Genomic DNA, 15,051 nt, shown 5'->3' with positions numbered 1-15,051 from the left:
CTTTTTGGGAGTGAGCAATGAGTGCTCAGTTAATGACAGCTTTTATGCTGTTCGCAGTATCAATTTCGATGACCCCTGGCGCGGGGAATATCGCTTTGATTGGTCTTTCTAGCCGCTATGGTGTAGGTGCGACCTTACCTTTTATCGTCGGTAACGCAGTTGGTGTGATCGCCATTCTCGCTGGAGCCAGCCTTGGCGTTGCAGGGCTACTGAATCTCTATCCGACGTTGTACCTAGTCTTGAAGTGGCTTGGTGCCGCGTATTTGCTATACATGGCATGGGGTATTGCCCATATGGAACTCGACAGTGATACCAGTGTGAAAAAGTCCGGCCTGTTGTCCGGCGTCTTAGTACAGATCCTTAACCCGAAAAGCTGGGTCGCATCCATCACAGTGTTTTCCCAATTCGTCTCGCCTAGCAGTAACTATATCGCTCAGGTGGTGTTTATTATTGGAGTGATGGTGATAACGGGTGTCATTGGTATGTTGGTCTGGGCTTACTTTGGCTCAATGTTGACGCGCCTGATCAACTCTCCTGAGAAAATGGTGATGGTGAACCGTTGTTTTGCCGGCAGTTTGGCAGCAGTCGCGGTGTTTGTGGTCACTCAACCGATCTAACGACCTTTCGCCAAGACTCGCGAGATTGCTGGACAAATAGAAAAGCCTTCAATAAATGAAGGCTTTTTATCGGGATACGCTACCTTAATCAGTTACTGCTTAATCGCAGTACAAAAGCTCACATCGGAGTGTTGAGTCACTGGGTCATAACTGTGATAAAGCTCGAAACAAGGTCGATCATCGTTTTCCATTCCAGAATTAATCACGTTACTCATTAGATCATCCCATGCTTTTGAGTACTGAGTAGGCTCGGTAATCTTCTGACGCATAACCGCGTAATCGCCACCCGGAAAATCCTGCAGTTCTATATTGCCCGGTACTTCCGTGCCCTCTGGCACCATTAAGCAGATATCGGTACGGCACTTATCATTTGGGGTAATTTCTGGATTGTCGTGGAAAATAAAGATACAGGTGTTTTCAGCCAGTCCCTTCATTCCAGCCCACTGATAAAGGCGACTTGATGGTTCCTGATAGCCTTCGCCATAAGGACCAGTAACTCGAACATAGGCTAATTTTGTTGCTTCAAACTTTTGAATTTCCATTGTCTTGCTCCACATCGTTGGTTCCGAGCCAGTATATGGATCGCCACTCTCGCCTTCGTTTCCATTCTTGCGCAACGTGTGTCCAATCTTGCTGTTTCGCGCCAGTTTGGAAAATTCTTGATAGTTTTCACAATCTCTAAACTCAGTTGGTGTTACGCCATAGTGCTGCTTGAATGCCTTAGCCAGACTCTGCGAAGAGGAGAAACCATACTCAAGTGCAATGTTGAGTATTGGTTGCTTAGACTTGAACAGATCATCAGCGGCGGCGGCCAGTCTCAGACGACGAATGTAGTCAGCCAGAGTCTCACCCTGTACCGCTTTAAACGTGCGGTGAAAATGGTATGGAGAGAGGTTAGCCAAGGCGGCGACTTCTGGCAGGTTTAAAGGTTGGTTAAAATGTTTTTCCAGATAGCGAATGACTGGAGTTAGCCGTTTTTTGTAATCAACGCGCATTCTTGGTTCATCCTTGCTTAATTTGCTGAAAAGCCTACCCCACAGCACGCTCGCTTCAAAGCTATGATTGGATAAATGTATAGCGTGTCTCGATTCGCCTCAGACAAGAACAACTTTCAGCACCCTCCAGCCGCACATAGCAGGCTGGAGGGTGATATAACAGTAATAGTAGGTATCTGACTGATATACAGAGAGTTGTGTTTAGTAGATCATGAGTGGTTACAAAATGACCATTGTAAAGAAAATAAAAAAGAGGAATATGGACTTAGGAGCTGCAAACAGGAGATAGTTTTATGACTTTATTTCTGACAATCATGATTTTTCTGAGCTTCATGGCTATGCTCGCTATTGGCGTTATGTTTTCCCGCAAGCCTCTAAAAGGAGGTGGATGTTTCAAAGCATCCGACGTAGATAGTATTACAAAAAACAACATCAAGAATCGCACTGATATTTAACTGAGTAAACGTGCTCTGAACATCTACTCAAACGATTCTGGCACAATAGATTTGTTCACCAATTTGTCTTTCAACATCATTGACTCTTAGCGCTATGTTTTAGCCATGCTGCTAACTCTTTTTCTACATAGCGAGTCAGTATGAACCTAGAGTTACGACATGACAAAAGCGCTTTAGTGCAAGCACACTAAAGCGTTTTTCTTGATCAGATTATTTATTGAAGAAATCCGCTACAGCATTTGCTGATAATGCTACCGCTTCTGGTTTGTAGTAAAAATCGACATGACTAAACTCGCTCAATGCTAGCACTTCGTGCTCATTAGTTAGTTTCTCAATAAATGCAGTTGAGCAAATCGCAGTTGGTGCATCCTGACCATATACCACTAATGTTGGCTGCACGATTTTGTCGGCGTAATGCTCACAAAGAGAGAACAAGGATTGCATTGGTTGATCAGCGACATGCATATTAGTGAAATTCTCGACCGCTACAGGGCCTCGATAGCCATCACGACCATAATAGTCATAGGTCTCGCCTGCCATTTCTGGGAAAGCTGCTTCACCAACAAACTCCTCTTTCGACTGTTCGTCATTCAAACCAAATGGAGCAACATAATCTGGCTTCCCCGTATCAAACATTTGCTGTTTCGAAGCGTTTGCTGCCGTAATCATCTGGTGAACCATTGTTTTATCTGTCCACTGGAAGGCATCCGTCGCCATCATTCCTGACACTAGGGCCAGCTTTTTAATACGATGGTCAGTCACAGCGGAAGACGCCATGATTGAACCACCTTGGCAAATACCAAGGCCATAGATTTCATCGACATAAGGTAGTGAGCCCAAGAAAGAAACCGCATCCCATGTATTCTCGATTAAGCGAAACATGTATCGAGCTTGCATGTGCTCTCCAGGGAGTGATGGAGAGTCCCCCATGCCTAAGTAATCAAACGCAAGGAAGATAAAACCACGCTCTGCCATTTCTGGACCGTAAGTGGCTAGCACCTGCTCTTTGACTTGTGGAAACGGGCTCGCACCAAGAATTGCTTTGTATTTTTTCTTCTCATCAAACCCTTCTGGCAGGTACATATTACCAACGAGTTCCACACCGAATGATTTAAATGTTACTTGTTTAATATTCATCGCTATACCTTTTGTCTCTGTCGCTCTATGGGATTGATTTGATTAGTTTTCAAATACAGGAACCAACTCTAATGTTGTTGCTTCATGCTTCTCTTTATCAAACGTTAAACGCATTATTGGATAAATAAGCCCTAGTAACTTTCGATAGGCTTTATTAACTCGAGGAGTCACCATTTTTAAGTCATCAGGGACTTTGCCATTCACGAGCACTTCTAGATCACCGATTTTCATCGCCCCATTTGGTCGACAATCAGTGCTCGGGGCGTTGATGAATGCGTCATACCAACTACGCTTGCTGAACTTATACTGTCTGATAAAAAATCTACCTTCTGTTTGCACAATGGTGATGTCTATAAAGCGGTGTTCGCCACATCTAATTTGATGCACTTTTTGACCATCAACGGCTTGAATCAACTTATTCAACCTTGCTTCATTTCGCATGATAGTTATCACCCCGTATAAGCTGTCTCGTAATTGATAGCGTTATCTTAGGCGGGAATTGCTGAAGTAGCAGTGCACAAAACCACGAGAGTTGTATACAAATCTCCGAGATGCCCCTTTTCGTTATTTTGTATACACATTACGGTGTTTTATGTACTGTGATATTGCCTAGGCTAACGCATAGTAGCTTTAGCAATAACCGACATTTGCGTGAGTTATTGTCTTTGACTGGCGCCAAAGTTGCGTTACGAAATGAGGTTTAACTATGAAAAAATTCCACTTTGATACGATTGCAGAACAAAATGAAATCCTTGGGCTTCGCCCACCAGAGCACCCTCTAATTGACGTGATAAAGATAAGTTCAAACAGTGATGATAACCAATTGAACTGCGAAGAGGATATTTCACTTTCTACTAGCTTCTACTCGATATCGCTCAAACATATCATTTCTGGTGAGCTCATGTATGGGCGTACGCGGTACGACTGCTCGAATGGCACCATGCTGTTTTTTGCACCTAATCAAGAGGTATCCGCCAGTGGAATTAAAGTGGATGCGGTAGCTCGAACTATCTGTTTTCACCCAGACTACATTCGTGGCCACAAGCTACAAGATGAGATAAGGAAATATCAGTTCTTCAATTATTCTGTCAATGAAGCTCTTCACCTTTCACCAAAGGAAGAGCGACATATGGCAAATATGTTTGATGCACTTGAGCTTGAAAACAGCAATAGCCTGGATGCCTTCAGCAAAGAGCTTATTTTGTCACAAATCAGCACCCTACTGATGTATGCCAACCGTTACTATCACCGCCAGTTTTTAATGCGCAAAGAAGCAGATACATCTGTATACGATAGATTTTCAATGCTATTGGAGGCTCGCTTAGAAGCTGTTGTTCATGAGTCGGCTACAATCCCTGAAGTTGAAGAACTGGCTCAAGGCATGAAAATGACTAGTCGATACCTAAGTGACGCTCTGAAAGCGGAAACTGGCAAAACAACCAAAGATTGGATTCATTATGCTTTAATCGAAAAATCAAAAGATCGCTTGCTTTCAAGTAAGGATTCTGTGGCGACTATCGCGTACGCTCTTGGTTTTGAATATCCGCAATATTTTTCACGTCTGTTCAAAAACAAGGTAGGGATGACACCATCTGAATATCGAGCAGAAAACATTCGTCATTGACAGAAAGTTGCACTCAGCAAGAGTTAAAAATTCTTATACTCGAAAAGACTGCTATCTCTTTTTGCGGGAAACAGTTCATTAATGTTATTTACTCTTGCCAATCGGAAAAATAAGAGACCAAGTAATCTATCGCCATTCTCGCTTTCTGAGGTAAAAACCGTCGATTCTGATACACAATCCAACTGCTTGAGCCTTTTCCCCAAAATGGTTCCAGAACTGGAGTCAGTTTCCCTTCTTCAAGCGCATGGTTAAAGCTGCTTTTGGGTAAATACGCGATACCGAGGCCTTGCTCACAAGCTTCAATCACCGCTGTGGAGTTATTGCTGCGCCACCGACCATGAACACGGACGGCATTCAGTGGTTTACCTTCATGTTCGAACAGCCAATGATCATTGTTGGCAATAATACAGCTATGTTGCTTTAACTGTTCAGGATGAGTCGGTTGCCCAAATTGTTCGAGATAGTCACGACTTGCCACGGCGGCCATAGGCCTGTCTGCCAATTTTCTTGCCACTAACCCTGAGTCATTAAGCCGACCATAGCGAATAGCAAAGTCGATACCGTCTTCAATGAAATTGACCATGCGAGTATTGAAGTCGAGTTCCACCGTCAAGTTTGGATACTTCTTTGCAAACGCCATCAAAGCCGGCGCTACATAATTCTCCGCAAATGCCCCTGCGGCGCTCACTCGCAGCGTACCACTAAGCTGAATGTGCTGTGAGGAAAGCTGCTCATTCGCATGCTGAAGCCCGTTCACCAGCTCTTTGCATTGGCGATAGTAAATTTGCCCGGCATCCGTCAATGACACCATACGCGTCGTTCGGGCAAGCAACGCCACCCCAACACGCGATTCAAGTCGGGAGACTTGCCGGCTAACGTGACTCGTACTGCATCCCAGCTGCTTCGCCGCAGATGAAAACCCTTGGCTCTCTGCAACCGCAACAAACTCATTGATCCCTTCGAAACTGTCCATACTCACCTTTGCTATATGGCAATAATGTTTTGCAGATTACTCATATTATCAATCAAATGATTCACAATTAGTATGTGGGTGAACTAAAAATATGAGTCAGCGAGAAAGGATAGAATCATGAAAAAAGTACTAATACCTGTCACTAATCACGCCACACTAGGCAGCACAGAACAAGCAAATGGCACATACGCGCCAGAACTCACTCACGTGCTTAAAGAGTTAATCAACGCTGGTATTGAATACGATATTGCTTCGATCAAAGGTGGTAAAGCACCGTTATACGGGACAGATATCGAGGGAGATTACGTCAATGCGGAGATCTTGGCAGATGATGATTTCCTAAATCGTATCAACAACACGATTCCGGTATCTCAGCTAAACAGTGACGATTACGATGCCATTTTCTATCCGGGTGGTTTTGGCTTGCTGTCTGATCTTGCCGTCAATAAAGACTTTGCCACGATCGCCGCTAAACATTATGAAAATGGTGGTGTTGTAGCATCGGTATGTCATGGCCCTGCGGCGCTGCTTCCAATTACACTAAGCAATGGCGAGAAGCTATTGGCTTCTAAGTCGGTAACAGGCTTCACCCGAGAAGAAGAAATCGACTTCGGCACTATTAACGATATTCCATTCTTACTGGAAGAGTCACTGGCACGAAGTGCAGCACGCTTTAGCAAGGTTCAACCTTGGCAAGAGCTTGTCATTGTCGACGAACGTGTCATTACAGGCCAAAACCCAACCAGTGCACACGGTGTAGGCCAAAAGTTGGTGGAAATTCTAGCTTAATAGATTTGGCATCAAGGCATAAATTCCACAGCCTGCCTTGGTGCCAGCTCTTCTATGCATTTCTCTCGTCGTAAGCTTTGCGTGCACGTTCAATATCCTGCCTATGGTCATCAGCCCACGAGACTAATTGATAAAGAGGCTTAACTAGCTCTCGTCCCATCTCCGTCAGGCAGTATTCTACTTTTACCGGTACTTCGGGGTAGACCGTTCTATTCACATAGCCCTCTCGCTCTAAATCTCTCAATGTTTGAGTCAGCATCCGTTGAGATATGCCTTCAATCCTTGATTTTAAAGAGTTGAACCGATCTTCCCCATCCACCAACGCAAACAAAATCAAGAGCGACCACTTGTCACCGATTTGCGAAACCACATTGCGCACCGCGCAATCTTCATTGTTATGAAAAACACGTCTTTCAGCTTTAGCTTGTTCAGCCATTTTTTACCCCTTATCCAACCCTAAGCGCCGCATAGGTTACCAAAATGTGCCTAGCGAACGCGAAAGTGCCTTCTTGTTATGTAGGTTACTATTAATTACTATAATGATCAATATATACCTAAACAACAATAAGTACCTTGGAGAGAGCTATGCTAAAACTAATCACATCCACTATTCTTTTGCTATTAACTACAACGAGTTATGCGCAATCATCAGACAACTTAACGATTGACCTACAAAAGTTACAGAAACCAAATTGGACTGAGCAGGAGCTGGCCAACGCCGAATTGATTACCGATTTTGTGCAGAACTTAATGAATGACCATAACTTTGATTATGTTCTGGAACACTACAACGACAGTGCCTATACACAACACAATCGTAACTTGCCTGACAAAGTGACAGGTTTGGTTGGCTTCCTGAAAGAGTTCGTGGAGGATTACCCTGATTACACCTACGACGTAAAACATATCTATGTGGATGGTGACTACGTGATTTTCCATTCACATGCCACTTTGGATAAAGAAGACCGAGGGAACGACGAGAAAGGCATGAATATCATCGATACGTGGCGAATAGAAGATGGCAGAATCGTTGAACACTGGGATTCAATCCAAGCGCTCGACTTCTCGATGAGACTTTATTCTCTGCTTAGTGGTGGTGATATCCAGAATGCCAATGGAGTGTATTAAGCCCAAAATCGGTCAAAGGGGCGACTCTCGCCCCAACTCCACATCAACGTCAAAATTAACGCTACTATTACAAAAATTAGTGAGCACATTCGCTTAAATTTTAGCGCTATTGATACAGCAGTTAGTGACTATTTCCCCCAACTCAAACCCATCTCAATTTTTTGACTTTGCTCCACAACATTCAGATAAAAATAGCGATATCGGCCTTTTTTAAACGCCAGTTTTAAAAAACATGATCAACTTAACCTATTGTTTTTATTTAATTTATATGAACATTAAAACAAATACACCCATTTGCGTCATTGACAACAATCATTAAGCTTCACATCATGAAAATGATTACTATTTTCATTTTAATGAGACTGTAGGACGACAAACTCATGTCAATGCTCTCTAACATTTTCCATGCTAAATCATTCACCCCTTTGCCTAGTTTCAAAGAAATCCGCTCTCCGATAGGCATGTCGCAACGCCGCTTCATTCATCAACAGAGGGAACAAATTCAACAAATATTGGAAGGACGAGACCCGCGGTTACTGGTGATTGTCGGTCCATGCTCAATTCACGACCCAAATGCTGCGCTGGAGTACGCCAATAAGCTGGCCGCCATTCAACGAGAATTTGCTCCGACACTCAAAATAGTCATGCGAACCTACTTCGAAAAACCTCGAACCCGAGTAGGCTGGAAGGGGTTCGTTGTTGACCCAGATCTTGATGGACAACACAACATCGCGCAAGGTATCAAACTTACCCGTGAACTACTGGCATCCATTCTAGATCTCCAGCTTCCAACTGCGACTGAATTTCTCGACCCCAATTTTGCCCCTTATTTTGCCGATATGATTTGTTGGGGAGCGATTGGCGCAAGAACAACAGAATCCCAGCCTCATCGCCAGTTGGTATCGGGGCTGCGTTGCCCCGTAGGCTTTAAGAACAGCACCGACGGTAACATTGATATTGCAGTCGATGCGATTCACGCTTCTCGTATGCCACATTCTTTCATTCAGTGCGGTGATGATGGCACTCACGTCGTCGTACACTCTGAAGGCAACCAACATGGTCACTTGATTCTACGTGGAGGCCACTCACCTAACTACGCGCAATCACACATTCAAGCCGCGGCTTCCACGTTAAAACGTAACGACCTCGCAGCTAAGTTGGTGGTCGATTTTAGCCATGGCAACAGCCAAAAAGTTGCCCAAAACCAGCTCAAGGTCGCTGATGATATTGCTGAACAACTTCGAGCAGGCGATGACTATATCGCAGGAGTGATGTGCGAAAGTTTCCTGCAAAGCGGACAGCAATCGGTGCACCAAAGACCATTCAATTACGGTCAGTCAATCACTGACGAGTGTCTGAATTGGCAAGATACCGTTCACTTACTGCGTGTTTTACACCATGCGTGTCTTGACAGAATGAAGCTCCGCCAACCCGCCACAGCGTAATGCTCATCTGGGGTTAAACGACAAAACACGATCGATGAAGAGGGAAAGACTACTCAATTTCGGTGCAAAGAGGAAAGAAATGGCTTCCGATCCGAGTAGACAGAAACCGAGTGGCTCAACAGAATGGAGCTCTCGTTTATAAAACCAATAATACGAGCCAAAGAATAAAATAATAATATGAGACAACGCGTGGAAAATGAACACTTTATCGTGTGGCCCGCTTCTCAATACTCCAATGAAACATGTGTGCATTAGCTGACTAAGCCGTATTGAAGGGTACCAACTATGAACTGCGTTGACTCAAAATTTCAATCTAATTGCTCAGGTGCAGCCACACCGCGCGCAAACAGTGAAGCTTCACGCTCACCGATAAAACCAACCTGTCACTCATTCGGCGGATGTTTAGGATGTCAAATCCATACCTTATCGGGGTATGGAGGTTGCACAGCCTATGAAGCCCAACCCGTGGAACCAACCTGCTGCCTGCGCATATTAACTGTTGTGCGCGGTGAACGATTATTTTGGCACAATGGCCAGGATCAACCGCTTGAACTGGAACCGGGCAAGAGTGTTCTGATCTTATCCACCAACAAATTCAATGATGTATTTATAAGTGCAGAAGAAACCTTTGTTGAGATCGCCGATATCCGATTTGAGTGCCACTACTTAGGCAAGATTCATCACCAGATTCAAGAAGTGCTCAAGAATCGTATCCTTGAACCTTTAGCTGAAAATCGACCTTGGATCTTTGATACAAGCTTTGATATTCAACGCTTTCTCAGTCAACTCGATGTGAATGACACAAGCCATTCTTCAGATGCAACGACACACTTGTACACCGTGTCCCAAGCCTACCAGTGTTTGTCGAAGCTTCTGAATCAATTGGACATGATTCAACCGAACAAAAAGCCTGAAGAATGCGCGTGTTTATCCAGCCGGACTCTAAACAAAATCCGTAAAGCACACACTTTGATCGAGCATGAGCCAGGGAAAAACTGGAGTATCGCAGAACTGTGCAAAGAAGTGGGTACCAATGAAACGAGTTTCAAGCGAGGTTTTAAGTTACTTTTCAATACAACGTTCTCCAAGCGGCTGCAACAAACACGAATGGATATCGCGGCAACAGAACTCGAATTCACTGATCAACCGATCATAGATATTGTTTACAAAGTTGGCTATTCAAGCCCTTCTCATTTTACCAAACTGTTTAAACAACATTTTGGACAAAACCCTCTTCAATATCGTAAGTGCCGTCAGCGAGCCTGATATTACCGTTCTGTCTTTCCCTCTGGTAGCAAGTTGAGACCAGCCCCCGGTGCGCGCTGGGGGACTTTTTCCTAGAGCCTTTGGACTAATGCAAGAATAGACATAACGCCCACCCAATGATAATGTTTCTCATTATCAAAAAATAATTATTAATAAAACTATGGCTTACTACCGTCTTCCTTTCCACTTAGATCTCATGGAGGAGTCTATCCAAACCAATGGCAACATTGTGTTTAAGCACCCTAGCTGTGAGTTTTCTCTAAGGTGTAATCAGCTTAATGATGACATTGTACTGAGTGAGTTTCACGGCAACTTTTGCTCCCCAACTCAGCTAGATACACCAGATAAAACGGAATACGATTCCGTCACCATCATGCTCAATCTGGGCAATGCGGTTTACTATCATATAGACAGTTTGGCCACACCTCGTATCCTCCCCAGCCAAGCATTAGCCTTATGTTACTCCGATGCGAGAACAGGCATGTGCCGCTATCAACCTCAGGAGACACGACTCTTTGCAATACAGATGCCGAGAAAAGTCTTGATGGAATATCTGGATGTCATGCAAATCGGCAACCACATTCAAGATAAGCTTCGAAACAGGGAGCCATTTCTGCTAATGAAGCCCGCAACAGAGGTCTTCAGACGGTTTGCTGCTCGCCTATCTTTACCTTCTGCGCCAAATGACACATTGCACCACCATTTGTCCTACTCCTTCATGACGGATGCGACCCGATACCTGATTGCAGATGATGGAGTCCGACGTACGCGTATAGACAGCTGCAATGGTCTGGAAAAAGCCATTGATATTCTCGATAAAGAATACATGGTGCCAACAACTATCACACAGTTAGCTCACCGGATTGGCACTAACGAAACATCACTCAAGCAGTGGTTCCGTAAAGAGCTAAACACCACAGTACATCAATACATCGTTCAGCAACGCATGGCTAAAGCCGCCGAGTTATTAAGTATGAGTACTTTATCCATCTCACATGTTGCGCAAGAAGTGGGTTATGCCAATCATGGTCATTTTGCCGCAGCATTTAAAAAAGAGTTTGGCTGTGCGCCCTCAGCTTACCCTTCATCGCCAAAGTCCCCTCTCTACCGTGTCACCACACCATGTAAGTAACTCTTAACACAATACGGCAGACTGTTTGAATTCCAAAAATCCATTAAAAAGAGCTAAAAAAAATATCATTAAATACAAAAACTTAAATCAATAAGATCGAGAGAGGTAGCGTTCATCTGAAATCAATCTCGTTTGAATTTTACTTATTAATCATCGAAAACGCCCATTCGCGCGTTTTTTTCCCCTGATTGAGTTAGCGCCTCGGCGATGAGATTTGCACCATAGACGATAAAATCATAAATAGAAGGATTCCGTAAGATGTACAGGCACAGTTTTTCACTTTCTCCCCTCTCACTTGCAGTCTTGGCGGCAACGCTAAGTCCTGCTGTCGCCGCTCATGACCATACTCAGGAAGTTATGATCATCGAAGCCACTAAGCAGGACATTCCGTTAGAACGCGTCGACAACTCCGTACTAATCAAAACTGGTGAAGAGCTTGAAAAAGCGGGAATCCACGAAGTTAAAGATTTAGAGAAAGCATTTCCAGGCCTGATGATTCAGACACGAGGCAACCGTACGTATGCTAATACCACCATACGAGGCGTTAGCTCACCAGACTACTATTCACCAACAGTCAGTATCTACGTTGATGGTGTACTTCAAGACAGTGCATTCCTCACTCAACAGTTAATGAACGTAGAACAAGTTGAGCTACTCAGAGGCCCTCAAGGCACGCTCTACGGGGGCAATGCTCAAGGTGGTATCATCAATATCATTACGAAAAAGGCGACAGATGAGACTGTAGCTTCAGCAGGTGTGTCATATAGTAACCTAAGCAGGCAGATCGATGGCTCTGCGGCTGTCGCGATTAGCGAGACAACCTATGCTGATTTTGCCATTCGCTCATTAAAAGACGAAGGCAACATTCGTCATATTCCAAGCAACACTGATGATGCGAATGAAACCGAAGACTTTAGTGGTACTGCCCGATTCCATTACCTACCTGAACAATCGCCACTCTCCCTCACTTTTTCAGTATCTTCTGCGCACTTAGACAGCCATGAAGAGTGGTATTTGACTCAAGAGGAATATAATAACAAAGCCACCAGCCAAAACATTCCTGAACTTAAACGAGTCGTCAACAGCTACGCCTTAAACGTGGGTTACGATCTGGGGACAACCCAGTTAACCAGTATCACGGCGTACCAGAACCGCAACGTTGACCGCGAGTATATCGGTGGTAAGTGGGTTGAAGATCAAAACACGTTCAGCCAGGAGGTGCGCGCTAATACCCAATTCAGCGATGACCTTTCAACATTAGTTGGTGGCTACTACGAAAATCGACGCTTTGATGTTAATACTGGCGCTCAGAATGACATCAAGACCGATACCTATGCTCTATTTGGTCAAGCCAATTATGCTCTGACTGACAGCGTCGACCTCACTGGTGGGTTACGTGCATCAAGATTCTCTTCCGAGTCCGACTTTGGCGGTAACTCCGCCTGGATGATTGACAGTTACCAATCGGACAAGTCGGAAAATGTGGTCTCACCAAAAGCGGCAGTTGGCTGGCAAGTTGACGAAGATTCAAGAATATTTGCCTCATTAACCAGTGGTTACAGACCAGGCGGCTTTAGCCCAGTTCCACGAAGTTCAGGCGATAAAAATGGTTATGATGCAGAGAAGTCTCTAAATGGTGAATTAGGTTGGCGAACTATCTTACTCGATCACACCCTACACTTGAGTGGCGCTCTTTACTGGATCGACACTAATGATATTCAATTGTATACGGGCAACCCTGGCAGTCAGGTTCTCAGAAATATGGGAGATGCTCAAAGTAAAGGTATTGAACTCGATCTTGCTTACTACCCTACAGATGATCTGACTCTGACACTTGGTGCCACCTTCGGTCAGTCGACATTCGAATCTGGCAATGATGATATTGAAGGTAAAACTCTACCGTACGCACCAGATACAACCGCTGTGGCTGGGATCGAATACTACTTGCCTCAAACATGGGTGGACGGCGACATTTCGATCATGACCAACGCGCGTTACACGTCAAAAATCTACTTTGATGAAAACAACACTGTGGCACAAGACGGCTATACTCTGGTCGACTTAGCCATTCAGTATGCCATGAATGAAAACCTCTCTTTCCGCTTGTTCAGTAACAACTTGACCGACAAAGAGTACGTCACTTACGCCTATACCCAAAACAACACGCGCTACAGCAACTACGGCACAGTGCGAGAAGTTGGCGTGAACATGAAACTGGAGTGGTAAGGCCATGAGCACTTCTCAAACGACGCTGGGCCTCAAACCACTGTTAGCGGTTCTTGCTGGCGTATACACCATACAAAGCCTCGTTGGGATGTTTACACTGCAGGGTCTGCCTGCAGTGTTGCGCTCCGAGGGTATTTCAACTTCCCAAATCGGCTTGTTTTATTTAGCAATGCTCCCATGGGCGTTAAAATTCCTTTGGGCACCCTATGTTGAAGCAAGGCGAAAGCGCAATGGGCTGTTGAGTCATGGGCGACTCATCGGGCTTGCTCAGTTAGGAGTCGTGATCGTCCTCGCAGGGATGGCTTTAACTTCAGCGATACAACTCCCTGTCCTGTTATTCGCCGGCGTGTTTGCTCTGGCATTACTCTCCACGGTTGCGGATATAAGCACGGATGGTTTAGCTGTCGATCGATTGCCCCAAGAGAGCCGCCATTTAGGCAACTCAATGCAAGTCGGGGGGGCTTATATTGGTGCGTTGTTTGGTGGTGGACTTTTCATCTATATGATGGGCGCATACCAATGGCAAACTGCACTATATGTCTTGATGGCACTCATTCTCGTGATGTCGCTACCAACAAGTGCACTGTTTCGTAAAGACGTTTCTTCACCAGAACTTCACACTGAAGAGCGCCCTTCATTACGCCGAGCCTGGGACAGTTCCAGCGTTCGCTTTGGGTTACTGATGGTGGTGTTATGCCAGATAGGGACGCGAGGCGTACAGTCAATGATGATGCCTTACCTGTTTGATCAGGGACTGCAATTGACCGATCTGGGAGTGCTGGCCGCTGGTGGAGGAGCCGTCACTGGGCTGATTGGTGTGTTAGTCAGCGCCATCTTAATGAAACGCTTTTATGCCCGTACCATGCTATTGGCTTGCTTAGGTTTGGAAGCTTTAGTTTTTGTCGGCTTCTTCCTCGACACGATAGACCTAATCGCAGGTACTTTAGGTTTGCAGATCCTATACGTACTTAGCTCAGCAGTAGCCGCCGCTAAGTTTGTTGCCCTTTACACTCTCATGATGGAATGGGCATACGGCAAGCAAGCAGGTGTCGACTTTACACTTTTCCAGTCGACCGATATGGCGGTTGCCATTCTGATGGCGCTTGTGAGCGGCAGTGTCATCGCTCACTTGGGTTATACCGTGCACTATAGTATCGCGATTGTTGCAACTGTGATTGCTTTTGGGCTCGGCCTTCTTCGTATCTCTATACCAAGGTCATCTCCTCAACCCCAAACGACATAGTTCCATAGCCCATCTCAGATG

Annotated in this window: 14 protein-coding genes; 9 read left to right on the top strand and 5 right to left on the bottom strand. The window is 44.9% G+C overall.

Features of this window, described 5'->3' with window-relative positions; translation table 11 throughout:
* The first annotated feature begins 17 nt into the window (after positions 1 to 17).
* Positions 18 to 617, top strand: coding sequence for a LysE family translocator (locus FIU99_RS22475; RefSeq protein ID WP_006961703.1), 600 nt, complete (start codon positions 18 to 20; stop codon positions 615 to 617).
* Positions 618 to 709: 92 nt separating this feature from the next.
* Here FIU99_RS22475 and FIU99_RS22470 read toward each other — a convergent pair whose 3' ends face one another.
* The 3 genes from FIU99_RS22470 to FIU99_RS22460 form a co-directional block, all read right to left on the bottom strand.
* Positions 710 to 1,612, bottom strand: a complete 903-nt coding sequence (locus FIU99_RS22470; RefSeq protein WP_006961704.1) for a GyrI-like domain-containing protein — start codon at positions 1,610 to 1,612, stop codon at positions 710 to 712.
* Between the two features lie 665 nt (positions 1,613 to 2,277).
* Positions 2,278 to 3,204, bottom strand: coding sequence for an alpha/beta hydrolase (locus FIU99_RS22465; protein ID WP_039952188.1), 927 nt, complete (start codon positions 3,202 to 3,204; stop codon positions 2,278 to 2,280).
* A 42-nt stretch (positions 3,205 to 3,246) separates the two neighbouring features.
* Positions 3,247 to 3,645 (bottom strand): hypothetical protein, encoded by a 399-nt coding sequence (locus FIU99_RS22460; protein ID WP_152472557.1) that lies wholly within the window; start codon positions 3,643 to 3,645, stop codon positions 3,247 to 3,249.
* Between the two features lie 265 nt (positions 3,646 to 3,910).
* Here FIU99_RS22460 and FIU99_RS22455 point away from each other — a divergent pair, with 265 nt between their 5' ends.
* Entirely contained in the window at positions 3,911 to 4,828 is a 918-nt protein-coding gene (locus tag FIU99_RS22455) for an AraC family transcriptional regulator (protein WP_006961707.1), read from the top strand.
* 88 nt (positions 4,829 to 4,916) lie between these two features.
* Here the strand turns inward: FIU99_RS22455 and FIU99_RS22450 are convergent, their stop codons facing one another.
* Complete coding sequence (locus FIU99_RS22450) at positions 4,917 to 5,801, bottom strand: LysR family transcriptional regulator (RefSeq protein WP_006961708.1); 885 nt, start codon at positions 5,799 to 5,801, stop codon at positions 4,917 to 4,919.
* Positions 5,802 to 5,918: 117 nt separating this feature from the next.
* Here FIU99_RS22450 and FIU99_RS22445 point away from each other — a divergent pair, with 117 nt between their 5' ends.
* On the top strand, positions 5,919 to 6,590 hold the full coding sequence (locus tag FIU99_RS22445; RefSeq protein ID WP_006961709.1) for a type 1 glutamine amidotransferase domain-containing protein: 672 nt from the start codon (positions 5,919 to 5,921) through the stop codon (positions 6,588 to 6,590).
* A gap of 52 nt (positions 6,591 to 6,642) precedes the next feature.
* On the opposite strand, the gene FIU99_RS22440 is transcribed toward FIU99_RS22445, so the two are convergent.
* Positions 6,643 to 7,026 carry a helix-turn-helix domain-containing protein gene (locus FIU99_RS22440; protein ID WP_006961710.1) on the bottom strand — a complete coding sequence of 128 codons (384 nt, stop codon included), beginning with the start codon at positions 7,024 to 7,026 and terminating at the stop codon, positions 6,643 to 6,645.
* 149 nt (positions 7,027 to 7,175) lie between these two features.
* Here FIU99_RS22440 and FIU99_RS22435 point away from each other — a divergent pair, with 149 nt between their 5' ends.
* The 6 genes from FIU99_RS22435 to FIU99_RS22410 all read left to right on the top strand — a co-directional run bounded on the left by FIU99_RS22435 (position 7,176) and on the right by FIU99_RS22410 (position 15,030).
* Positions 7,176 to 7,718 (top strand): nuclear transport factor 2 family protein, encoded by a 543-nt coding sequence (locus FIU99_RS22435; RefSeq protein ID WP_006961711.1) that lies wholly within the window; start codon positions 7,176 to 7,178, stop codon positions 7,716 to 7,718.
* Between the two features lie 380 nt (positions 7,719 to 8,098).
* Entirely contained in the window at positions 8,099 to 9,163 is a 1,065-nt protein-coding gene (locus FIU99_RS22430) for a 3-deoxy-7-phosphoheptulonate synthase (protein WP_006961712.1), read from the top strand.
* Between the two features lie 285 nt (positions 9,164 to 9,448).
* Complete coding sequence (locus FIU99_RS22425; RefSeq protein WP_006961713.1) at positions 9,449 to 10,429, top strand: helix-turn-helix transcriptional regulator; 981 nt, start codon at positions 9,449 to 9,451, stop codon at positions 10,427 to 10,429.
* A 160-nt stretch (positions 10,430 to 10,589) separates the two neighbouring features.
* Positions 10,590 to 11,561 carry a helix-turn-helix transcriptional regulator gene (locus FIU99_RS22420; RefSeq protein WP_006961714.1) on the top strand — a complete coding sequence of 324 codons (972 nt, stop codon included), beginning with the start codon at positions 10,590 to 10,592 and terminating at the stop codon, positions 11,559 to 11,561.
* Positions 11,562 to 11,819: 258 nt separating this feature from the next.
* On the top strand, positions 11,820 to 13,787 hold the full coding sequence (locus FIU99_RS22415) for a TonB-dependent receptor (protein ID WP_039952191.1): 1,968 nt from the start codon (positions 11,820 to 11,822) through the stop codon (positions 13,785 to 13,787).
* Positions 13,788 to 13,791: 4 nt separating this feature from the next.
* Positions 13,792 to 15,030, top strand: coding sequence for an MFS transporter (locus tag FIU99_RS22410; RefSeq protein ID WP_006961716.1), 1,239 nt, complete (start codon positions 13,792 to 13,794; stop codon positions 15,028 to 15,030).
* Positions 15,031 to 15,051: the final 21 nt, after the last annotated feature.

It is taken from the genome of Vibrio sp. THAF64 (genome assembly GCF_009363455.1).
Lineage (GTDB): Bacteria > Pseudomonadota > Gammaproteobacteria > Enterobacterales > Vibrionaceae > Vibrio > Vibrio coralliilyticus.
The sequence above is the reverse complement of the archived record's forward strand: the minus strand, read 5'-3'. Positions and strand labels throughout refer to the sequence as shown.